17 protein-coding genes are annotated in these 22,068 nt (G+C 58.3%); 11 read left to right on the top strand and 6 right to left on the bottom strand.

All coding sequences use genetic code 11. The features are described from left to right. Positions 1-183: 183 nt before the first annotated feature. On the top strand, positions 184-723 hold the full coding sequence (locus DFS28_RS23625; protein ID WP_111451812.1) for a hypothetical protein: 540 nt from the start codon (positions 184-186) through the stop codon (positions 721-723). Positions 724-729: 6 nt separating this feature from the next. On the opposite strand, the gene DFS28_RS23630 is transcribed toward DFS28_RS23625, so the two are convergent. Further along, positions 730-4,866, bottom strand: a complete 4,137-nt coding sequence (locus tag DFS28_RS23630) for a CheR family methyltransferase (RefSeq protein ID WP_111451677.1) — start codon at positions 4,864-4,866, stop codon at positions 730-732. A 244-nt stretch (positions 4,867-5,110) separates the two neighbouring features. On the opposite strand from DFS28_RS23630, the gene DFS28_RS23635 reads away from it, so the two are divergent. The 4 genes from DFS28_RS23635 (at position 5,111) to DFS28_RS23650 (ending at position 10,325) form a co-directional block, all read left to right on the top strand. After that, positions 5,111-6,715, top strand: coding sequence for a tetratricopeptide repeat-containing response regulator (locus DFS28_RS23635; protein WP_111451678.1), 1,605 nt, complete (start codon positions 5,111-5,113; stop codon positions 6,713-6,715). Further along, positions 6,712-7,404 carry a sensor histidine kinase KdpD gene (locus DFS28_RS23640; protein ID WP_111451679.1) on the top strand — a complete coding sequence of 231 codons (693 nt, stop codon included), beginning with the start codon at positions 6,712-6,714 and terminating at the stop codon, positions 7,402-7,404. The genes DFS28_RS23635 and DFS28_RS23640 overlap by 4 nt, the downstream gene beginning before the upstream one ends. 201 nt (positions 7,405-7,605) lie before the next feature. Next, a complete protein-coding gene (locus DFS28_RS23645; protein ID WP_178082230.1) occupies positions 7,606-8,847 on the top strand; it encodes a glutamine synthetase family protein in 1,242 nt (413 codons plus the stop codon). Positions 8,848-8,918: 71 nt separating this feature from the next. Continuing rightward, complete coding sequence (locus DFS28_RS23650; protein ID WP_111451681.1) at positions 8,919-10,325, top strand: MFS transporter; 1,407 nt, start codon at positions 8,919-8,921, stop codon at positions 10,323-10,325. A 73-nt stretch (positions 10,326-10,398) separates the two neighbouring features. Here DFS28_RS23650 and DFS28_RS23655 read toward each other — a convergent pair whose 3' ends face one another. The 4 genes from DFS28_RS23655 to flgA form a co-directional block, all read right to left on the bottom strand. Continuing rightward, positions 10,399-11,145 carry a flagellar brake protein gene (locus tag DFS28_RS23655; protein WP_111451682.1) on the bottom strand — a complete coding sequence of 249 codons (747 nt, stop codon included), beginning with the start codon at positions 11,143-11,145 and terminating at the stop codon, positions 10,399-10,401. A 92-nt stretch (positions 11,146-11,237) separates the two neighbouring features. Next, complete coding sequence (locus DFS28_RS23660; RefSeq protein WP_111451683.1) at positions 11,238-11,705, bottom strand: flagella synthesis protein FlgN; 468 nt, start codon at positions 11,703-11,705, stop codon at positions 11,238-11,240. A 48-nt stretch (positions 11,706-11,753) separates the two neighbouring features. Then, on the bottom strand, positions 11,754-12,080 hold the full coding sequence (gene flgM, locus DFS28_RS23665) for a flagellar biosynthesis anti-sigma factor FlgM (protein ID WP_111451684.1): 327 nt from the start codon (positions 12,078-12,080) through the stop codon (positions 11,754-11,756). A gap of 168 nt (positions 12,081-12,248) precedes the next feature. Then, positions 12,249-13,010 carry a flagellar basal body P-ring formation chaperone FlgA gene (flgA, locus tag DFS28_RS23670; RefSeq protein ID WP_111451685.1) on the bottom strand — a complete coding sequence of 254 codons (762 nt, stop codon included), beginning with the start codon at positions 13,008-13,010 and terminating at the stop codon, positions 12,249-12,251. An 82-nt stretch (positions 13,011-13,092) separates the two neighbouring features. On the opposite strand from flgA, the gene DFS28_RS23675 reads away from it, so the two are divergent. The 6 genes from DFS28_RS23675 to flgE all read left to right on the top strand — a co-directional run bounded on the left by DFS28_RS23675 (position 13,093) and on the right by flgE (position 18,207). Beyond that, positions 13,093-14,025 carry a chemotaxis protein CheV gene (locus tag DFS28_RS23675; protein ID WP_008147956.1) on the top strand — a complete coding sequence of 311 codons (933 nt, stop codon included), beginning with the start codon at positions 13,093-13,095 and terminating at the stop codon, positions 14,023-14,025. Positions 14,026-14,071: 46 nt separating this feature from the next. After that, a complete protein-coding gene (cheR, locus tag DFS28_RS23680; protein ID WP_074879171.1) occupies positions 14,072-14,899 on the top strand; it encodes a protein-glutamate O-methyltransferase CheR in 828 nt (275 codons plus the stop codon). 358 nt (positions 14,900-15,257) lie between these two features. After that, positions 15,258-15,665: a flagellar basal body rod protein FlgB gene (gene flgB / locus DFS28_RS23690; protein WP_008147960.1), complete on the top strand. Its 408-nt coding sequence runs from the start codon at positions 15,258-15,260 to the stop codon at positions 15,663-15,665. A gap of 3 nt (positions 15,666-15,668) precedes the next feature. Further along, positions 15,669-16,112, top strand: coding sequence for a flagellar basal body rod protein FlgC (flgC, locus tag DFS28_RS23695; RefSeq protein WP_046046514.1), 444 nt, complete (start codon positions 15,669-15,671; stop codon positions 16,110-16,112). Positions 16,113-16,127: 15 nt separating this feature from the next. Beyond that, a complete protein-coding gene (gene flgD / locus DFS28_RS23700) occupies positions 16,128-16,850 on the top strand; it encodes a flagellar hook assembly protein FlgD (protein ID WP_111451687.1) in 723 nt (240 codons plus the stop codon). 31 nt (positions 16,851-16,881) lie between these two features. Next, positions 16,882-18,207, top strand: coding sequence for a flagellar hook protein FlgE (flgE, locus tag DFS28_RS23705; protein WP_111451688.1), 1,326 nt, complete (start codon positions 16,882-16,884; stop codon positions 18,205-18,207). A 309-nt stretch (positions 18,208-18,516) separates the two neighbouring features. Here the strand turns inward: flgE and DFS28_RS23710 are convergent, their stop codons facing one another. Beyond that, positions 18,517-21,411: a ribonucleoside-diphosphate reductase subunit alpha gene (locus DFS28_RS23710; protein WP_111451689.1), complete on the bottom strand. Its 2,895-nt coding sequence runs from the start codon at positions 21,409-21,411 to the stop codon at positions 18,517-18,519. Between the last annotated feature and the right edge of the window lie 657 nt (positions 21,412-22,068).

Raw genomic sequence — 22,068 nt, forward strand, 5'->3', positions numbered from 1 at the left:
GGGTTTCCCCATGTGAGAGTAGGTCATCGTCAAGATTAAATTCCGAAACCCCTATCTGCGTATGCAGGTAGGGGTTTTGTTTTGCCCGCAGGAAAGTGCGAGCGGACATATCACCCGACGATCTACATGGAAAGTCTGGCATTGCTGTGCCTTACTCCAGACATAACTCATGGGGCAACGTCGATGCGGCGAAGAGGCGCAAAATTCTGGTTATGGACCAACACGCAGTTACCCCTTCATACGCATGAGGAGGTACTCAGCAATGGGCTGCACATTGAGGTGCAGGCACGGGCCAGTCATGAGGGGGTTACCCAGGTATTTATAGGTGTCTACGGCACCGATGGCTGGGCGGTTTGCGAGGAGTCTCATGACCGGCACGCCGGTGAGCATTACTGCGCGGCGTTGAAGTGGGGCGCTCAGCGGGCGAGGGAGATTGTTGCGGATACCCAGGAGTTCGTCGCGCCGCATCGGGTGCAGGTGACCTTGAGTCCAGTGATTACCGATGAACCGGAACTGGCCCTGCGGCGGATGGAAATGACCGAGCGCCAGTCTTTGAAACTCAGGTCCGAAGATGCCTGGTTGGAGTACCTGGCTGCCAAGGCAGCCATGCTGGAGCTGATGCGCTCAACCAGAGTCGATCCCAGGGTCTGGGCTGATCACAAGGAGCGGCTCAGGCAGGCCATCGATCGACGAGCCTGCGTACAACGGGCCTATCTGCGCTGACCTGCCTCAGGTCTGGGAGCGTCGCAGATTCTCAATGGTTTCGATCAGATCATCGTAGGACACCGGCTTTCCAATGTGCTGGTCAAAGCCCGATTGCCGTGATTTTTGAATGTCGCTGTGGGCGCCGTAGCCCGTCAGTGCAATGGCCGGCACATCCTTGACCAGCGGCAACTGACGCAATGCGCTCATCAGCTCGTGGCCATTCATGACCGGCATGCCCAAGTCAGAAATGATCAAGTCGAAGCGCGTGCTTTTTGCGGCATCCAAAGCCGCCACCGGACGGTCGAACGCAATCACTTGCGCGTCTTCCATTTCCAGCAGCATTTTCAAGGTTTCCAGTACATCGGCGGAGTCATCGACCAGCAGGATCGTCAAACCGCTCAGCCTGCCAGAGGATTCTTCAACCTGAGTCGGGGTTTGCGGCTCATCTAGGGTGTGGGCCAAGGGCAGGTAAACCGTGAAGGTACAACCTGTTCCCACCCCGGCAGAGGTCACCTCAACCGTTCCCCGTTGGGCCTCGGTCAACTGGCGGACCAGTGACAAGCCGATTCCCAGTCCTTCACGGTTGTGGCTGACATGCTGCTTTTCAGCCTGGCCGAACAGGTCGAACACGTGATCGAGGTTCTCGGGTGCGATACCCGCACCGTTATCTTTGACGTCCAGCCGCGCCATGTTTCCAACCTGGCTGGCGATCAATTGCACGTGGCCGTTGGAGGGCGTGAATTTCAGCGCGTTATTCACCAGGTTCCAGATAATTTGCTCCAGGCGCGTCGGGTCGGCATGGACCATCAATGGGTCTGAAGGCACGTGCAACTCGACGGTGGCGTCGTGTCGGTCGCTGAGCACGACGGCGTGAATATCGCGCAACACACTGGCCAGATCCACGGCGATGGGTTTCAGTTTCAGTTTGCCGGTACGGACCCGGGCGACATCCAGCAGATCATCGATGATCCTTGCCTGGCTGTTAACGGCGTCGCAGATGGTATTGACGGCCTTGGCGGCCGGCTCCACCGACTTGGTCACCGGCAAGCGACGCAGCAGTTCTGCATTGAGCTGAATCAGGTTCAACGGATGCTTGAGTTCGTGGGACATGACCGCGAAGAATTCATCCTTGAGGTAATTGGTGTTGCGCGTTTCGGCCAGTTGTTGGCTCTGTTCTTCATGCTGGCGTTTATGGCCGGTCAGGTCGCGGGCGATTTTGACGTAGCCTTTGAGATTGTCGCCGCTGAGCAAGGTCACTTCGCCGCTGCAAAAGAAGCGGTTGCCGTCCTTGCGCACGTGCCAGCGCTCATCTTCGCTGCGGCCATGGGTGCGCACCGCCAGCAGTTCGTTTTCAGGCACGCCGGACGCGCGATCTTCAGGCGAGAAAATGAAGTCGTAATAGGCGCCCTCGGCCTCGGCCTTGCTATAGCCGAAGATCAACTCGGCGCCTTTGTTCCAGGTGGTGATCACGCCCTGCTCATCAAGGGTGATGATGGCGTAGTCGCGCGTGCTTTCGGCGACCAGGCGCATGCGTTCTTCGCCCAGTCGCAGCTCTTCTTCAGCCGCACGACGTTTGGTGATGTCGATGAACGTCAGCACGGTGCCGTCGATATGGTCTTCACTGGAGCGATAGGGCAGCAGGCGGGCAATGTACCAGCGGTTGTCGGTGCTCCTGACTTCGCGTTCGATCATGTTCAGCGATTCGAACACCTGGGCCGCGTCTGCGACGATGTCCTCGTAATACAGGCGATGGGTAATGTCGAGCAAGGAGCGCCCGGTATCCACCGGTAACATGCTGAAGATGTCAGTGGCACGCGGAGTGAACCACTTGATGCGCATGCTGCGATCGACAAACACCGTGGCGATGTCGGTGGAGGCAATCAGGTTGGTCAGGTAGTCGTTGATCTTGTCGGTTTCTTCGACTTTGGTTTTCAGCTCGTAGTTGACCGTCAACAGCTCTTCGTTGATCGACTGCAGCTCTTCCTTGCTGGTTTCCAGTTCTTCTGTGGCCGAACGCAGTTCTTCGTTGATGGCTTGCATTTCTTCGTTGGACGCCTTGAGCTCTTCGCTGGAGACTTCCGATTGTTCGATGGTGTCCTGCAGGTGCAATTTGGTGCGTTGCAGTTCGCGCTCAAGGTTGGACAGCACCTGGCTTTCGGTCTGTAGCACGGTGGTGGCCGCCCGTTCGGCAGGGTCGACCTCGACTTCCTCGAAAATCACCAGGACGTATTCGCCGTCCGAATCTTCATCCTTGTAGGGATGTGCGACCAGATCAATCAGGTAACTGCGCTTGTCACGCTTGATCGGCACTTCGCGGGACTTGACCGGCAGGCCACTTTGCTGGACCTGGAACAGCGTGGTGCGGATTTCCAGGCGCAGTTCCGGAAGAATCAGTGTCAGCAAGTTCCGCGACAATTCGCCGCCAACATGACGCAGGAAACGCCCGGCACTCTCGCTCATGTGCAGGATGTCGGCGTTGGCATCGACGATCACGCTCGGTGGTGCGGACTGTTCGAGGGCGCGTTGATGGATATCGGCAAATGACAATTTACGCGGCGCGCTGCTTTGCGGGACCTGTTGGGAAGTGTTGGTCCGCACATAGCCTCCACGCGGCATGGTCGGTGTGCGCCGACTGTTGGCCGTGCCGGTCTTGGCGCGGAAAATCCGGTTGCGTTTATCCACCGGCGCGAACAATTCGTGGCACGCGTCTGCGCTCTCGGAAGAACCGAGGAACAGGAAGCCGCCGGGACGCAGGGCAAAGTGGAACATCTGGAGGATTTCGCGTTGCACTTCGCGATCCAGATAGATCAGCAGGTTGCGGCAAACGATCAGGTCGATCTGCGAGAAGGGCGGGTCGGACAACAGGCTGTGCTTGGCGAACAAGACCTTTTCGCGGATTTCCTTGCGGATCCGATAATGATCGTCTTCCTTGATGAAGTAGTGACGCAGCCGCGAGGGTGGCACATCGGTGACGATCGCCTGTGGATACAGGCCGGCCCGACCGATGCTGATGGCGCGTTCGTCGATGTCGGTGGCGAACAGCTGCATCGACGCCGCGCTGGCATCCAGTTGCAATTGATCGTTGAGCAGCATGGCCAGGCTGTAGGCTTCTTCGCCCGTAGAGCAGCCCGCGGACCAGACCCGGATTTCTTCTTTCTCGGGGTGTGCGGACACGGCGGCGCTGACCAGTTGCGGCACGACATCCCGCTCCAGGGCTTCGAAAGCCTCTCTGTCACGGAAGAAGTTGGTCACCCCGATCAGCATGTCGCCCAGGAGTGCCTTGGTTTCTTCGGGATTGTTCTGCAGATACTGGTAATAGGCACTCAGGTCCGACTGGCCGGTGACCTGCATGCGGCGTTCGATCCGGCGCAACACGGTGGCGCGCTTGTAGTGTTTGAAGTCATGGCCGGTTCCAGTGCGCAACTGAATCAGGATGTCGCGCAGCACCTGTTCGGCAAGAGCCGCGTCACGCTCGGACACCGTAGCAACGTTTTGCAGTTCTGGATCATTAGCGATGGGTAAAGTGATTTCCCTGGAGTTGCGCCATAGTTCCAGCAGTTTTTGCGGCATTTCCACCACGGGTAGCACCAGGTCAACCATGCGGGTTTCGATGGCGGCGCAAGGCATGCCATCGAATTCGGCGTCTTCCGGTGCCTGGACCAGTGTGATGCCACCTTGTTCCTTGATCCGTGACAAACCTACCGCGCCGTCGGAGCCGGTGCCCGACAACACCAGACAGAAGGCGCGCTCGCGGTGTACATCGGCCAGGTCGCGGAAAAACAGATCAATGGATGCGTGGCGACCTTCGCGCGGATCTGTGGCGCTGACTTCCAGAAAGCCATCGTTCATTGCCAGCCGTTGCGCCGGTGAAATGACGTACACCCGGTTTTTCTCGATGGCCACCGTTTCGGTCACCTGCAGAACCGGCATCTTGGTCGATTCCTGGATGATCTTGTCAGCGATGCTCTGGTGATCGGGCGACAGATGGAGAATGATCACGAACGCCATGCCATTGTCTTGAGGCATGTTTTCAAAGAACAATTTGATCGCTTGCAGCCCGCCCGCTGACGCACCGATGCCCACCACCGGAAAGTCCAGGGTGCTGGGGATCAGGGCCTTTCGCTCGGTAGGGGTATCCGAGCGCTTGGGTTTGGTGGTCATGACTTTGGCCTTTAGCTGCGACGTAAAGCGTGTTGATTTCAAGCGACAGGAAGCGCAATTCAATAGGTCAGGATAATCCCGTTTTTCAATAACGCCTTCAAATATTTAGCTCGCCATGGGCGCCTCCATAGACTCTTTGACCACCAAATGAGCGATTGCACTCCCGTTGCTTCAAGTGAATGCCTGTTCTGGCCGATAACCCGAACAGTCATGGTCTTCTTCTTAAATTGCCTGGAAATCTTCGATGCTGTCGTATCACCAAAAGCGCTTTTTGATCGTCGATGATTTCTCGGATTTTCGCAGTTCCGTCAGGTCCATGCTGCGCGAACTGGGCGTCAAGGATGTCGACACCGCCGACACCGGTGAACAGGCGCTGCGTATGTGTTCGCAGAAGGCCTACGATTTCATCCTGCAGGACTTTCACCTGGGCGATGGCAAGAAGAACGGCCAGCAGGTGCTTGAGGACCTGATGATCGAGAAGCTGATCAGCCATGAGGCCGTGTTCGTCATGGTCACCGCCGAGACCAGTCAAGCGATGGTGCTCAGTGCGTTGGAACACGAACCCGATGCGTACCTGACCAAACCGTTCAACCGCTCCGGCCTGGCTCAACGCCTGGAGCGGCTGGAGCAACGCAAGACCTTGCTCAAGCCGATTCTGCAGGCCCTTGACCGGGGCAAACCGGTTGAAGTGCTCAATGCCTGCATCGCCCTGTGCAAGCAAGACATCCGCTACTCGCCGTTGTGCCTGCGCTACCGCGCCGATGCGTTGCGCGACCTTAATCAGAACGAGGCGCTAGAACGTCTCTACGACAGCATCATTGCCGATCGACCGTTGCCGTGGGCGTTTGCCGGGTTGGGTAAGCTGCTGTTCAAGCGTGGCCAGGTCGCTCAGGCCAAAGGCGTCTACGAAAAAGCCCTGAAAGTGTTCCCGATGATGCCGGCGCTCTACGACGGCATGGCCGATGTGTTGGTCGCCGAAGGCGACACCAAGGCGGCCCAGCGTGTGCTGGAAGAGGCGATCCGCTTGTCGCCGCTGGCGGTGCGCCGGCAAGCGCTGCTGGGTAAGTTGGCGATGACCAACGAAGATTTCGACACCGCCTCCAAAGCCTATCGTCAGGCCGTGGCGCAGGGCGCGCAGTCACGTTTCAAGGATGCGGAGAGCAACCTCGGCCTGGCCCATGCCTTGATCAGTAAAGGCAGCGAAAAAGGTCTGGATACCCGGACTCGACTGGAAATCAACACGACGCTGAGTGCGGTGGCCAAGGAAAACCCCTCCGACCCGGGTCTGCAGATTCGTGCGCGATTGATGAAAGCCACCAGTCTGCTGCTCAACGATGCCGAAACCGCCGAAAAGCTCACCGAGCAGGCAATGATGCGCCTCGATGGCATGGAACAGTTCATGAGCGCCGAAGCCGCGCTGCTGGTGGCCAAGCAACTGCAGATGCTCGGGCAGGCCAGCGCCGGTGCCTCGATGCTGAAAAACTGCGCGGAAATCTACGGCGACGACCCGACGGTGATGAAGGGCATCGCCAAGTTGACGGACGATCCGACCATCCTCAACTCCGGCAACGCCGCAGCCGACCTCAACCGTCAGGGTGTGCGGGTGTACAAGACCGGCAACCTGGTGGAGGCGCGGCAGGTGTTCCGCAAAGCCCTGGCGCTGCAACCGAAGAACATCAGTATCGCGCTGAACATGGCGCAGTCGCTGCTGCACGGCACCGACACCAGTGTCCCTTCGGCGGAGCTGGAGGAATGTCGGACGTGCCTGAAAATGGTCGGCCTGATGCCCGACACCGATGCGCGTTTTCCCCGTTATCAGAAGTTGCGAAGCAAGGCGTTTGGCGAATGAACAACAGCGAACAGGCACTCGATTTTTCCACGGTGATTGCCTCCACCGTGCACGACATGAAGAACTCCCTGGCGATGGTGATGCAGGCCCACAGCCAATGGTTGGCGCGCTTGCCGGATCCGCAACACCACACCCCGGAGCAGGGCGTGATCGAATTCGAGTTTGCACACCTCAATGGCATGCTCGTGCAGTTGCTGGGGCTGTACAAGCTCGGCGTCAACCAGATGCCGTTGCAACCGGCCTACCATGAACTGGATGACTTCATCGAAGCGCAATTGGCCTGCCACCAGGACGTGTTCGCCAGTCGCGGCATCATCGCGACCTATGAAGTGGACCCGCTGAGCCCTCTGGGTTTCTTCGACCGGGAGCTGATTGCTTCGGTGCTGAGCAACAGCATCAACAACGCGATTCGTTACGCCCGCCACGCGGTGTTGATCAGCGTCAGCGATGAAGCCGGGCAATTGGTACTGACCGTCAATGACGATGGCGAGGGTTATCCACCCGAGATGATCGAGCGTCAGGCCGATTACGTGCAGGGCATCAACCACAGCAGCGGAAGCACTGGCCTGGGCCTGTACTTTGCCGGGCGGATTGCCTCACTCCATCAACGCAACGGCGTGTGCGGACGCACCGAAATCAGCAATGGCGGCCCGCTGGGCGGCGGCGTGTTCAGCCTTTACCTCCCCTGACGGGTCTTTTTGTTGGCCGCTGCTTGATATTCCGAACAGGCGGAGCCTATTTTGTACGGGTCGCCGTTCGCGGCTCGCACAACAACAAAGGATTGCGTCATGACAACCGATGGCCATCGCTCACTCGCACAGCGATTGACGGGCATTGATGAGATTGAATGTGTCACCCCGGATTTGAATGGCGTACCCCGTGGCAAGGTCATGACCGCCGAAGGCTTTCTCGAGGGGCGGCGTTTGCAGATGGCGCGGGGTGTGCTGCTGCAATGCATCATGGGCGGATACCCGCCAGCGCGTTTTTACGGCAGCGATGATGGCGATCTGGCGCTGGTGCCCGACCCTGCACAGATCCATCGCTTGCCGTGGAGCCAGCAACCGCGAGCCTTGGCCATTTGCGATGCGGATGAGCTGACCGGCGAAAGCTCGTCTCTGTCGACCCGCGGCCAACTCAAAGCCGTGATCGCACGTTACGCGGCCCTCGGTCTGGCACCGGTGGTGGCGACCGAGCTGGAATTTTTTGTCTTCGCGCCCAATACCGACCCGACTCAACCGTTCCAGCCGCCGCTGGGCCTGGACGGTCGTCGCGAGGACGGTCATTCGGCGTTCAGTATCAGTTCCAATAATGGTTTGCGGCCGTTCTTTAGTGAAGTCTACGCCTGCATGGCGGCCCTGGGCCTGCCGCGCGATACCTTCATGCACGAGATGGGCATCAGCCAGTTCGAAATCAACCTGCTGCACGGCGACCCGCTGCTGCTGGCCGACCAGACACTCCTGTTCAAACATCTGCTTAAAGAAGTCGCGCTCAAGCATGGCCTGACCGTGGTTTGCATGGCCAAGCCGCTGGCGCACACGCCCGGCAGCTCGATGCATATTCACCAGAGCATCATCGAGATCGGCAGCGGGCGTAACGTGTTCAGCGACAAGGCTGGAGAGCCGACGGCGACCTTCCGTCATTTCATCGCGGGTCAGCAGGCTGGCATGGCGGATTTCACCGCGTTGTTCGCACCGAACGTGAACTCGTATCAGCGCTTGTGCCATCCATATGCGTCGCCGAATAATGCCTGCTGGTCCCACGACAACCGTGCGGCCGGATTGCGTATTCCGGCCAGTTCTCCCGCCGCTCGTCGGGTCGAGAACCGCTTGCCGGGGGCTGATGCAAATCCTTACCTGGCGATCGCCGCCAGCCTTGCCGCAGGGTTGTATGGCATTGAGCACAAACTGGAGCCGAGCGAGCCGATCCAGGGCGAATTTGAAGTACCGGACAATCTTTCGTTGCCGTGTACCTTGCATGCGGCTCTTGAGCGTCTGAAACGTAGTCAATTGGCGAAGGAACTGTTTGGCAAGGAGTTCATCGAAGGCTACATCGCCTCGAAGACCATGGAGTTGACCAGCTTCTTTGATGAAATTACTCCCTGGGAACGGCGTGTTTTAGCGGCCCAGGCCTGACGATCCGTCGACATCAGGCTATCGTTTGTCGGTAGCCTGAAACTCACTGCAAGGAGCCGCTCGGAACGCCGATGCGCCAAATCTGGAAACCCTTTCGAGCGCTTTATTTTGCCTCGCTGATGATGTTGATCGGCTCTGGCCTGTTGAGTACTTACCTGGCCTTGCGCCTGGCGGCCGACCACGTCGACAGCCTGTGGGTCGGTGCGTTGATGGCAGCCAACTATTGCGGCCTGGTGCTGGGTGGCAAGATCGGTCACCGGTTGATCGCCCGGGTCGGGCATATTCGCGCCTATTCGGCCTGCGCCGGGATTGTCGGTGCGGCGGTGCTGGGCCATGGCCTGGTGGACTGGTTGCCGGCCTGGATCTTCCTGCGGGTCATCGTCGGCCTCGGCATGATGTGCCAATACATGGTCATCGAAAGCTGGCTCAATGAGCAGGCTGAAGCCACGCAGCGCGGGACGGTCTTCAGCGGCTACATGATCGCCTCGTATCTGGGGCTGGTGCTGGGTCAGTTGATTCTGGTCATGCACCCGGGCCTGGGTCTTGAGCTGCTGATGCTGGTCGCCTTGTGCTTCGCGCTGTGCCTGGTGCCGGTGGCCCTGACCCGGCGGATTCACCCGGCGCCGTTGCACCCGGCACCGATGGAGCCGCGGTTCTTCATCAAGCGCGTGCCGCAGTCGTTGAGCACGGTGCTGGGGGCAGGGCTGATCATCGGTTCGTTCTACGGTCTGGCTCCGCTGTATGCCTCACAGCAGGGATTGTCCACGGAGCAGGTCGGTCTGTTCATGGGTAGCTGCATTTTTGCCGGGTTGCTGGTGCAATGGCCGTTGGGCTGGCTGTCCGACCGTTATGACCGGGCGTTGTTGATCCGCTGTTTTGCGCTGGTCCTGGCGCTTACCGCGTTGCCGCTGGCAATCATGCAACAGGTACCGCTGGAGATTTTGTTTATCACCGGGTTCTGCTGTTCGCTGGTGATGTTCTGCCTGTATCCGCTGGCGGTGGCATTCTCCAACGACCACGTCGAGGGCGATCGCCGGGTGTCCCTGACGGCGATGCTGTTGGTGACCTACGGTGTCGGCGCCAGTATCGGGCCGCTGGTGGCCGGGGTGCTGATGAAGCTGTTCGGCAGCCACATGCTCTATGCCTTCTTCAGTTTCTTCGCGTTGGTACTGGTGTGGCGGATTCGCCCGAAAGCGGTGACCAACCTGCATGTGGTGGACGATGCACCGCTGCATCACGTCGCCATGCCGGACAGTATGTCGAGTTCGCCACTGGTGGCTTGCCTTGACCCGCGGGTCGATGAGCAAGTTGTCCAGGAGCAGATGCAGAACCCGATCAACCCTGAGCCGGACCCGGAACCTGAACCTGAACCTGAACCTGAACCTGAACCTGAACCTGAATCAGGGCCCGAAACCGATCCGACACCCGAAGACCCTGATGCACCTCGCGAGCAAAGTTTTACCGAGGCCAGGCCATAACGCATAAAAACAACGCATAAAAAAAACGGGCAGTCACCGCAAGGGACTGCCCGTTTTCTATTGAAGCGTCTTATTACATGTCGTCTTTGTCGAAGCGCCGCGCTTCGCGTTGAAGCTGATAGACGAACCGCTCGACCTGCCGCTGCACCAGCCCGCTCATGTTGTGAAAGCGTACGCCGGCGAAGGTGGTGGAGATCCTTTCTTCGAAGTGCAGGTAACGCAGCTCGACCGGTGCCGTCATGTTGCCAAAGGGCAGGGCGGCGATGAAGCGGTCATACACCTGGCCCAGTTGCAGGCTGGCGGTGATGTCGCCTTCGAAGCGCAACTTGCAGCCGGTGGCGGAGATGTCCAAGAGCTTGCCGCTGATCGGCGACTTGAGCTTTTCGCCGCCCAGATCGACGTTGACCAGTTGTGCCAGCTTCAATGCTGCGCGGAATGCATTGCGACGCTGGTGGTAAACCACCTGGGCCGGCAGGGCGCCACGGTAGCAGCGACCGCCAGCGGATTCGTCGATGGTCAACAGGCCGTTGCTTTCCCAGGCAATACGCACGCCGTCGTGAAAGCCTTCGACCTTGAACGGTTCGCCGGCGAGCAGGAAGCGTTCACCATCGCGGGGAATCATTTCGTCCAGGGCCATCATGTTGCTGTCACGGTCAATGTCCACCAGATAACTCTGGAAGCGCTGGCTGCGCTCATGGAACGTGATGATCAGCGGATCATGGCTGTCTTGCAGCTGGCGCAGGGTGCCGGAGATCTCCAACGGCGTGGTGAGCACCTTGGGTGGCTGCGGAGCATCTTCCGCGCTTAAGGCATTGAACACGGTTCATCAATCTCCAGGCAAAATATGACTACGGCTAGCCAGCATATTGCCAGCATGTTACGCGTCTTGATAGTGCGCGCTTTTCAGCAGGCTCAAGCCTGACTGAGCGGGCGTGGCTTCGCAAGCATGGAGGTTGATCCGCGCGCATCGTAGAGCGCTGGCGGCTCGCCGCCGTTGAGGATTTTCAGCTGATTGGCCGTCGCGGCCTGTTGCACCAGAATCGACTGGCCATTCTTGACGTTGGTCGCCTGGCACTGAGCCAGAAGATCGGTCAATACGTCGCTCTGCTCCAATAGCTGATCACCAATGCTCGAATGGCTGGCAAGTTGCTCCAGGCCATTGCGATTGGTCGGCAGGTTGAGGCTGGCGAGGATTTCACTGCGCTTGCGGCCATGCTGATCGAGCAAAATGATCAATGCCTGTTTCTGCGCCAGAATCTCTTCGAGCAGTGGCATGTCGCGACCGTGCAAGGCGAGGGACTCGGTTTGCAGTAACTCCAGCAAGTGCTGTGCCGGAGCAAAATCGTCGGTGATCAGTTGCAGTAAATTAGTGTCGTGCATGGCTGGCCTTGGGTTTTAAGCGTCCAAAAGCCTGGCGCAGGCCTTGGCCTAGCGCTGGGCTTCGAAGTTGAGCAGTTTGCTGGCTACACGGTTGCTGTCGACTTTGTAGCTGCCATCGGCAATCGCTGCTTTCAACTCGGCCACGCGGGCGTTGTCGACGGCAGGCTGATCGCGCAGCTTGTCAGTGACCTTCTGCAACTGTTGAGCCTCATCGCTGAGATGTACCGATTCCCCGCTTTTGACGGTACTGGCCTGTTCGGCCGGGGTATTCAGCGGTGCGGGCTTGCCGGCTTCGGCGGTTTCCTTCGCGGTGCTGGTACGTGTACTGCCGGTAAGTGACGAGGAACTGTTTAAACGGCTGAAATCGATGACCATGACAAAAAACCTCTGGGTATTTGGACGCTTGCCATGTTTTCGGCCATACCCGGAAAAACTTTAGGCCCAATTATCAATGAGCTTGCGCGCGTCAACGCTTGCCCTGCATAGGGCACAGTCTAGGGAACAGTCGAGTGGCGCGCCACATCTTCACAAACAGAGAGTTCTCTACATCGCTACTTCCACTTGGCCGGGCGCGATGACTTGCGCCTTGATGACCCGCTGGGAGTTGAGGTTTTTCACCCGGATCTGTTCGCGCAAGCCGCCGTTGGACAGCGCTTCACCCGGCATGCGTACGCTCAGCGTTCCACTGCGGGCGGTAATCACCACCTGGTCGCCCTTGCTGATGACTTCTGCCTGTTCCATGTGCACCTGGGTCATGACCTGATCGGCGACCATTGGTCGGGTAAGTTTCTGCCCGATCGCCTGGTCGACGGAAGTCAGGTAACCCTGGCTGATCAGGCTGATGTCACGCTCGCGCAGGGTCACATCCTGGGGCTCGACGATACCGGCGCGTCGCAGCGGGCGGGTGGTGGTGACAATGTCGCGAAACAGGCGCACTTGAGCGGGTACGAAGACCGTCCAGGGCGAAGCCCCCTCGCAGCGAACCTTGACCGTAACCCGGCCCAGGGGCGTGGCGGGGCTCTCCAGGGACGCTGTCAATTCCTTGTCGCACATGGGCATGCGCAGCCGCGGATCGAGCTGCTTGACCTCGATTTCGTAGCGGCCTTCCGTTTGACTGGTGGCCAGATAGTCTTCTACGGTGAATTCAAGAAAGCCCTGGGTGACGCCGATAAGCATGTCAGGCAAGGTAACCGCGTCAGCAAGGGCAGGGCAGCCAGCGTTGAACAGGCAGACGGCCGACACCGCGCAAAGCAATTTGCGGGCGTTTGATGTCAGGCGTCGGAAAAATGTCGGTTCTGTGTTCATAAGAGTTAAAAAGCAAGCGCCGTGCCGTTTAGTGATGAATGCACGTCGCAACACACTTAAGCGTTGGTGTAGGAGTCTGTGCATGGCTGGTGTAATGGATGCGGTAAACCAGCGCACGCAACTGGTAGGGCAGAATCGCCTTGAGCTGTTGTTGTTCCGTCTCGACGGCCAGCAGCTGTATGGGATCAACGTGTTCAAGGTTCGGGAGGTGCTGCAATGCCCCAAACTGACGCTGATGCCAAAATCCAGTCCTGTCGTGTGCGGTGTGGCAAATATTCGGGGGGCGACCATTCCGATTCTTGATCTGGCGATGGCGACCGGCTCCGGTGCGCTGAAAGATCAAAGCAATCCCTTCGTGATCATCACGGAGTACAACACCAAGACCCAGGGTTTCCTGGTGCGGTCGGTGGAACGCATCGTCAACATGAACTGGGAGGAGATTCATCCGCCACCCAAGGGCACGGGACGCGATCATTACCTGACGGCTGTGACTCGGGTCGACAATCAGTTAGTCGAAATCATCGACGTCGAGAAAGTGCTGGCAGAAGTGGCGCCGACACCGGAAGCGATTTCCGTCGGCGTGGTGGATGTCGAAACCCAGCACAAGGCGCTCTCTTTGCGAGTACTGACGGTCGATGACTCGTCGGTGGCGCGCAAGCAGGTGACTCGTTGCCTGCAGACGGTCGGTGTCGAAGTGGTGGCGTTGAACGACGGTCGACAAGCGCTGGATTACCTGCGCAAGCTGGTCGACGAGGGCAAGAAGCCGGAAGAAGAGTTCCTGATGATGATTTCCGACATCGAGATGCCGGAGATGGACGGGTACACCCTCACGGCCGAGATCCGCAACGACCCGCGCATGCAAAAGCTTCACATCATCCTGCATACTTCGTTGTCGGGTGTATTCAATCAGGCGATGGTCAAGAAGGTCGGTGCCGATGACTTCCTTGCCAAATTCCGTCCTGATGACCTGGCATCCCGGGTAGTCAACCGGATCAAAGCAGCAGACATCAGCTAGGGGCCTTCTGCCCCTAACGGTTAATACGATTTAAGAGGCGGTATCTTTGTCTACGGGTAATTTGGATTTCGAACAGTTCCGGGTCTTCCTGGAAAAAGCCTGTGGCATTTTGCTCGGTGAAAACAAGCAATACCTGGTCTCGAGCCGTCTCAACAAACTGATGGAACAGCAAGGCATCAAGTCCCTGGGTGAGCTGGTCCAGCGCATCCAGACCCAGCCGCGCAGCGGTTTGCGCGAGATGGTGGTGGATGCCATGACCACTAACGAAACCCTGTGGTTTCGTGACACCTATCCGTTTGAAGTCTTGAAGAACAAGGTGCTGCCCGCAGCGATCAAGGCCGCCCCTGGCCAGCGTCTGCGGATCTGGTCGGCGGCCTGTTCGTCGGGTCAGGAACCGTATTCGCTGTCGATGTCGATCGATGAGTTCGAGCGCGTGAACATGGGCCAGTTGAAGATGGGCGTGCAGATCGTTGCCACCGATCTGTCCGGCACCATGCTGACCAACTGCAAGACCGGCGAATACGACAGCCTGGCCATCGGCCGTGGCCTGTCGCCCGAGCGCCTTCAACGTTACTTCGACCCGAAAGGGCCGGGACGCTGGGCCATCAAGGCACCGATCAAGAGCCGGGTGGAGTTTCGCTCGTTCAACCTGCTGGATAGCTACGCGGCGCTGGGCAAGTTTGACATCGTGTTCTGCCGCAACGTGCTGATCTACTTCTCCGCCGAGGTGAAGAAGGACATCCTGTTGCGCATTCACAGCACGTTGAAGCCGGGTGGTTATCTGTTCCTCGGTGCTTCCGAGGCGCTGAACGGTTTGCCGGATCATTACCAGATGGTCCAGTGCAGCCCGGGGATCATTTACCAGGCGAAGTGATTCGTTGGCGTCATCAAAAAACGGGAGTCCTCAGGGGCTCCCGTTTTTTTTGCCTGCAATATTTCCGGCATCACATCTATCCAATGTGGGAGCGGGCTTGCTCGCGAAGGCGGTGTGTCAGTAGACATTTGCTTTAACTGACACACCGCCTTCGCGAGCAAGCCCGCTCCCACAGGGGAAATGTGTTGCCCATGGGAAAGCGGCAGAAAAGCGGCAGGCGGCGGAAATCGGTTGCCGCTTTTCTGGCATTGCCACATTGCCACTGCCCGCAAAGCCCCGGTTTATGGGCTTTTTTGAATTGGCACGACGCTTGCTTTGTCCCTGTTACGAAAAATCAGGTCACCCGAAGGTTTCCGACATGAGCATCAGCTTCGATAAAGCGCTCGGTATCCACGAACAAGCCCTGGGCTTCCGCGCTCAGCGTGCCGAAGTCCTGGCCAACAACATCGCCAACGCCGACACCCCGAACTACAAGGCTCGGGATCTGGACTTTTCCAAAGTGCTCGCCGCACAGAACGAGAAGACCAAGAGCGGATCTTTCGCCTTGAACATGACCAACAGCCGTCATATCGAAGCCGAAGGTCTGGGCAATGGCGACGAGTCGCTGATGTATCGCACGCCGATGCAACCGTCGATCGACCAGAACACCGTGGACGCACAACTGGAACAGTCGAACTACGCGGAAAACGCGGTCAACTTCCAGGCCAGCTTCACCCTGCTCAACAGCAAATTCAAAGGGCTGGTATCAGCCCTTCGTGGAGAGTAAGTCATGTCTCTAGCCAGTGTTTTCAACATTGCCGGTAGCGGCATGAGTGCCCAGACCACTCGCTTGAACACCGTCGCCAGTAACATCGCCAACGCCGAGACCGTCTCGTCGAGCATCGACCAGACCTACCGTGCACGGCACCCGGTATTCGCCACCATGTTCCAGGGCGGGCAGAGCGGTGGCAGCGATTCGCTGTTCCAGAACCAGGACGCCGCCGGTCAAGGCGTGCAAGTGCTGGGTGTGGTCGAAGACCAGAGCAACCTTGAGGCGCGCTACGAGCCGAACCATCCGGCGGCCGACGCCAAGGGCTACGTCTACTACCCGAACGTCAATGTGGTGGAAGAAATGGCTGACATGATTTCCGCGAGCCGTTCGTTCCAGACCAACGCCGAAATGATGAATACCGCCAAAACCATGATGCAGAAGGTCCTGACCCTCGGTCAGTGATAAGGGGCGACTCAGATGAGTGTTACTGATACCACCAGTAGTTTGAGCCTCAAGGACATCCTGGCCAACTCCTCGATCAAGACCAGCACCAGTGCCGACGGCCTGGCGTCGGCGACGAACAGCGCCACCGGCAAAAAAGCCCTGGGCAAGGACGCGTTCCTGCAGTTGCTGGTAACGCAACTGAAAAACCAGAACCCGCTGGAGCCGCAAGACAACGGTGCGTTCGTCGCCCAGTTGGCGCAGTTCAGCAGCCTGGAAGGCATCACCACGCTCAACGACACCGTCAGCGGCCTGGCGAGCAATTACAACTCGTCCCAGGCATTGCAGGCGTCGTCGCTGGTCGGGCGTTCGGTCATTGCACCGGGCGGATCGGCGGTGGTCGATACCTCCAAGAGTTTCAACGGCACCATTGCCGTACCGGCGTCGGTGGATCCGGTCACGGTCAAGATCACCGATGCCGATGGCAAAGTTGTCCGCACCATCGGCCTGGGCAGCCAGAACGCCGGTACTTCCAGTTTCATCTGGGACGGCAAAAACGATGCAGGCGAAGTGGCCAAGGCGGGTACCTATACCTTCGGCGCTACGGCGACCTACGACGGCAAGGCGACCTCGCTGGTGACGTACCTGCCGGCAACGGTCAACAGCGTGACCATCAGCCAGACCGGCGGTGAGTTGATGCTCAACCTGGCCGGGCTCGGCAGCATCGCCCTGTCCAAAGTACAAACTATTGGTATGTAGAGCCGACTAACACGGCACAAAGGAGTGGATTATGTCTTTCAATATCGGCCTTAGCGGTCTCTATGCAGCCAACAAACAACTGGACGTGACCGGCAACAACATCGCCAACGTCGCGACCACCGGTTTCAAATCGTCCCGTGCGGAATTCGAAGACGTTTACTCGGCCACCAAGCTGGGTTCGGGCAGCAAAACCATCGGTAATGGCGTGCGCCTGGCCAACGTTTCCCAGCAGTTCACCCAGGGTGACGTCAACAACACCGGCAACGTACTGGACATGGGCATCAACGGTTCCGGCTTCTTCGTGCTGAGCGAGAACGGTTCGATGTCCTACACCCGTGCCGGTACGTTCAAGGTCGACAAGGACGGTTACGTCACCAATAGCGATGGCTCTGCGCGTCTGCAGGGTTATGGCGTGGATGCCAATGGCAAGATCCTCAATGGCGTTTTGACTGATCTGCGCATCGATACGTCGAACCTGGCGCCAAAAAACACCTCCACGGTTTCGTCGACGATCAACCTGAACTCCACAGCTCCCATCATCGACCAGACGATCAATCCGTTTGACCCGTCCAAGGAAGCGTCCTTCACCAAGCAGTTCAGTACCCCGATTTACGATACCCAGGGTAACAAGCACATCATGGATCAATACATGGTGAAGACTGCTGACAACACCTGGAAGACTTACACCCTGATCGAGGGTCGCAACCCGGATGGCAGTGACCCTACCAATCCTCTTACTCCTCCTGTCGCTTCGACCATGAACTTCGACAGCTCCGGCAACCTGACGTCGGTCACCACACCGGTTGTTCCTGCGACCGTTCCGCCATCTGTGACAACCAGCCCCGACCTGAAAGTCACTGGCTGGATTCCGGGTAACGTGACCAATGGCGTATGGACAGCCAACGGCGCGGCCTCTGGTGTCGTCACGGTCTCCATGGACAAAACCACGCAGTACAACGCTGACACCGCGCGTTCGATTCCTTCGCAGAACGGCTACGCCACCGGCCAGATCACCAACCTGACCATCGACGCCAGCGGTGTCATGCTGGCCAATTTCAGCAACAGCCAGACCAAGCCCATCGGCCAGATCTCGCTCGCCAGCTTCACCAACGAACAAGGTTTGCAACCGGTAGGCGGCACCAGTTGGAAAGAAACCTATACGTCGGGAATCCCGGGCTACGATGCGCCGAACACCGGTACCTTGGGCGAGATCCACTCCAACTCTCTGGAAGAGTCCAACGTCAACCTGACCAATGAACTGGTCGACCTGATCAAGGCGCAGAGCAACTACCAGGCGAACGCCAAGACCATCTCGACCCAAAGCACCATCATGCAGACCATCATTCAGATGACCTGATGCGGGTTGGCTGAAAGCGCTGCACCAAAAGCCCCTCGATCGAGGGGCTTTTTTTGTGACTGGGATTTGTCTCGGGTGCTGGATTTTGCGTTGTCAGTGACGGCCCCTTCGCGGGCAAGCCCGCTCCCACAGGGTTTTGTGTCGTTCGTAGGAGCTGTAAACAATACAAATCCTGGTGGGAGCGTGGCTTGCCCGCGATGGCGTCAGCACAGTCACCCCATTCCTCAAGGCAAAAGAAAACCCCCGACAATCCAGAGGACCGATCGGGGGTTGTCGAGGTCAGCGCCTTGCGGCGCCTACCGGCTCAGCTTATTGGCAAGCTTCGCAATCCGGCTCGTCGATGGCGCAAGCCTTCGGCACTGGAGCAGGGCCGGCAGGGGCTGCCAGGACCGAATCGTCACCGTGGTTGCCGCCGCTGGAAACAGCGTTCAGCTTGCCGGTGTTGATGGTCGACTTCTCGGTGCTGGTCGCGGCCAGGGCACGGAGGTAGTAAGTGGTTTTCAGACCACGGTACCAGGCCATGCGGTAGGTCACGTCCAGCTTCTTGCCCGATGCGCCAGCGATGTACAGGTTCAGCGATTGAGCCTGGTCGATCCACTTCTGACGACGGCTTGCCGCGTCAACGATCCACTTGGTGTCCACTTCGAACGCAGTCGCGTAGAGCTCTTTGAGTTCTTGCGGGATGCGCTCGATCTGTTGCACCGAACCGTCGTAGTACTTCAGGTCGTTGATCATGACCGAGTCCCACAGACCGCGAGCTTTCAGGTCGCGAACCAGGTACGGGTTGATCACGGTGAATTCGCCCGACAGGTTCGATTTCACGTAGAGGTTCTGGTAGGTCGGTTCGATCGACTGCGATACGCCAGTGATGTTGGCGATGGTCGCGGTCGGTGCGATGGCCATGATGTTGGAGTTACGAATGCCTTTCTGCACACGGGCACGAACCGGTGCCCAGTCCAGGGATTCGTTCAGGTCAACGTCGATGTACTTCTGGCCACGTTGCTCGATCAGGATCTGTTGCGAATCCAGCGGCAGAATGCCTTTGGACCACAGCGAACCCTGGAACGTCTCGTAGGCGCCGCGCTCGTCGGCCAGGTCGCAGGAAGCCTGGATCGCGTAGTAGCTGACCGCTTCCATCGACTTGTCGGCGAACTCGACGGCAGCGTCGGAACCGTAAGGAATGTGCTGCAGGTACAGCGCGTCCTGGAAGCCCATGATGCCCAGACCGACCGGACGGTGCTTGAAGTTGGAGTTCTTCGCTTGTGGCACCGAGTAGTAGTTGATGTCGATAACGTTATCGAGCATGCGAACGGCGGTGTTCACGGTGCGTTCCAGCTTGGCGGTGTCCAGCTTGCCGTTGGTGATGTGGTTCGGCAGGTTGATCGAGCCCAGGTTGCAAACGGCGATCTCGTCCTTGTTGGTGTTCAAGGTGATCTCGGTGCACAGGTTCGAGCTGTGAACCACGCCGACGTGCTGCTGCGGGCTGCGCAGGTTGCACGGGTCTTTGAATGTCAGCCATGGGTGGCCGGTTTCAAACAGCATGGACAGCATTTTGCGCCACAGGTCTTTGGCCTGGATGGTCTTGAACAGCTTGATCTTGCCCGGGTACTCGGACAGGGCTTCGTAGTACTCGTAACGCTCTTCGAAGGCCTTGCCGGTCAGGTCGTGCAGGTCCGGCACTTCGGACGGCGAGAACAGGGTCCACTTGCCGTCATCGAAGACGCGCTTCATGAACAGGTCAGGGATCCAGTTGGCGGTGTTCATGTCGTGGGTACGACGACGATCATCACCGGTGTTCTTACGCAGTTCGATGAACTCTTCGATGTCCATGTGCCAGGTTTCCAGGTAGGCACAGACAGCGCCTTTGCGCTTGCCACCCTGGTTAACGGCAACGGCGGTGTCGTTCACTACTTTCAGGAACGGAACAACGCCCTGGGATTTGCCGTTGGTGCCCTTGATGTACGAACCCAGTGCACGAACCGGGGTCCAGTCGTTGCCCAGGCCGCCCGCAAATTTCGACAACATGGCGTTGTCGTGGATCGCGTGGTAGATGCCCGACAGGTCATCCGGCACGGTGGTCAGGTAGCAGCTCGACAACTGTGGACGCAGAGTACCGGCGTTGAACAGGGTCGGAGTCGACGACATGTAGTCGAAAGACGACAACAGGTTGTAGAACTCGATCGCACGGTCTTCTTTGTTCTTCTCTTCGATCGCCAGGCCCATGGCCACGCGCATGAAGAAGATCTGCGGCAGTTCGAAGCGGATACCGTCCTTGTGGATGAAGTAACGGTCGTACAGGGTTTGCAGGCCCAGGTACGTGAACTGCTGATCGCGCTCGTGGTTGATTGCCTTGCCGAGTTTTTCCAGGTCGAAGGTAGCGAGGACCGGGTTCAGCAATTCGAATTCGATGCCCTTGGCGATGTAGGCAGGCAGGGCCTTGGCGTACAGGTCGACCATTTCGTGGTGGGTCGCGCTTTCGGCGACTTCCAGGAAGCTCAGGCCTTCGGCACGCAGGGTGTCCATCAGCAGGCGGGCGGTCACGAACGAGTAGTTCGGCTCACGCTCGACCAGCGTACGGGCTGTCATCACCAACGCGGTGTTGACGTCGGTCAGGGCCACGCCGTCGTACAGGTTTTTCAGGGTTTCGCGCTGGATCAGGTCGCCGTCGACTTCTTCCAGGCCTTCGCACGCTTCGGTGACGATGGTGTTCAGGCGGCCCATGTCCAGAGGAGCAAAGGTGCCATCGGCGCGGGTGATGCGGATCGACGGGTGAGCGTTGACTGCTTCTTCGGCCGGTGCGTGGGCGGCGCGTTCTTTCGAACGACCGTCACGGTAGATCACGTAGTCGCGGGCTACTTTCTGTTCGCCGGCACGCATCAGGGCCAGTTCGACCTGGTCCTGGATTTCTTCGATGTGGATCGTGCCGCCCGAGGGCATGCGACGCTTGAAGGTCGCGGTGACTTGTTCGGTCAGGCGGGCAACGGTGTCGTGGATTCGCGACGAAGCGGCAGCGGTGCCGCCCTCAACTGCGAGAAACGCTTTGGTGATGGCGACGGTGATCTTGTCATCGGTGTAAGGAACGACAGTGCCGTTACGCTTGATCACGCGCAGTTGACCAGGCGCGGTGGCGGACAGATCCGAAGTCGAATCTGCGGCCTGCGGCAAGGTGCCCTGCGGGTTCTCGCGAGTTGTGTCGGTTTGCATGGGGGGTTGTCTCCACATTCTCTATGTTTGTTTGGGCACCGTTTGGGTGCCCACCGTTCCGTCCTGAAGCACTACAACCGGCGAAGGGCCGGGCATACCAACTTCGGGACAGATCAGGAAGGGGCAATTGGGGCGCCGCTTCCATGCCGAAGTCTTTGGTCCCAGGCCTTGAACCTGAAACCGGGATCCTGTTGGGTGACAGTAATTGACTGCAACACCCGTACCGTAAACGCCGTTTTCGGCGCAAAAACAGTAGCCATCCGCACGCGCGGTTTGGTCTTTCGAAAATACGTTTGGTTCAACCGGACAGAGGCAATAAAAGCGCTTGAAATCGGTGTCTGATTTGTGTTTGGTTTTTTACGCAAAACCCTACATGTAGGGTTTTTTTGGCGCCGGGGTACAAGATAATGCGTTTTTGGGGGTGTTGCAACGTACTACCTGTGGATAAACCTGTGCGTAAATTGTGTGTGAAAGGTGGAACGGGCGTGTAGGCCGCGACCTAGCTGGAGCGGACCGTTTTTCACTGATTTTCACCGATTGAAAACAGTCGCTCGGCTTTTTAAGGGCGCGAACCCTATCACAAAAAACCGCGTTGTCCGAACGCATTTACCGGCTTGTGTTCTTGGTGAGCGGCGTTTATACAATCGGCCCATGCAG

Origin of the sequence: Pseudomonas sp. 478, from assembly GCF_003254125.1 — a bacterium.
Taxonomy (GTDB): Bacteria; Pseudomonadota; Gammaproteobacteria; order Pseudomonadales; family Pseudomonadaceae; genus Aquipseudomonas.

Coding starts and splice junctions, on each gene's coding strand:
- DFS28_RS23650 (WP_111451681.1), top strand. CDS start 8,919: ATGCGCCAAATCTGGAAACCCTTTCGAGCGCTTTATTTTGCCTCGCTG.
- flgB (WP_008147960.1), top strand. CDS start 15,258: ATGAGCATCAGCTTCGATAAAGCGCTCGGTATCCACGAACAAGCCCTG.
- DFS28_RS23675 (WP_008147956.1), top strand. CDS start 13,093: ATGGCTGGTGTAATGGATGCGGTAAACCAGCGCACGCAACTGGTAGGG.
- DFS28_RS23630 (WP_111451677.1), bottom strand. CDS start 4,866: ATGACCACCAAACCCAAGCGCTCGGATACCCCTACCGAGCGAAAGGCC.
- DFS28_RS23640 (WP_111451679.1), top strand. CDS start 6,712: ATGAACAACAGCGAACAGGCACTCGATTTTTCCACGGTGATTGCCTCC.
- DFS28_RS23710 (WP_111451689.1), bottom strand. CDS start 21,411: ATGCAAACCGACACAACTCGCGAGAACCCGCAGGGCACCTTGCCGCAG.
- flgE (WP_111451688.1), top strand. CDS start 16,882: ATGTCTTTCAATATCGGCCTTAGCGGTCTCTATGCAGCCAACAAACAA.
- flgD (WP_111451687.1), top strand. CDS start 16,128: ATGAGTGTTACTGATACCACCAGTAGTTTGAGCCTCAAGGACATCCTG.
- DFS28_RS23645 (WP_178082230.1), top strand. CDS start 7,606: ATGACCGCCGAAGGCTTTCTCGAGGGGCGGCGTTTGCAGATGGCGCGG.
- flgA (WP_111451685.1), bottom strand. CDS start 13,010: ATGAACACAGAACCGACATTTTTCCGACGCCTGACATCAAACGCCCGC.
- flgM (WP_111451684.1), bottom strand. CDS start 12,080: ATGGTCATCGATTTCAGCCGTTTAAACAGTTCCTCGTCACTTACCGGC.
- DFS28_RS23635 (WP_111451678.1), top strand. CDS start 5,111: ATGCTGTCGTATCACCAAAAGCGCTTTTTGATCGTCGATGATTTCTCG.
- DFS28_RS23660 (WP_111451683.1), bottom strand. CDS start 11,705: ATGCACGACACTAATTTACTGCAACTGATCACCGACGATTTTGCTCCG.
- DFS28_RS23625 (WP_111451812.1), top strand. CDS start 184: ATGCGGCGAAGAGGCGCAAAATTCTGGTTATGGACCAACACGCAGTTA.
- flgC (WP_046046514.1), top strand. CDS start 15,669: ATGTCTCTAGCCAGTGTTTTCAACATTGCCGGTAGCGGCATGAGTGCC.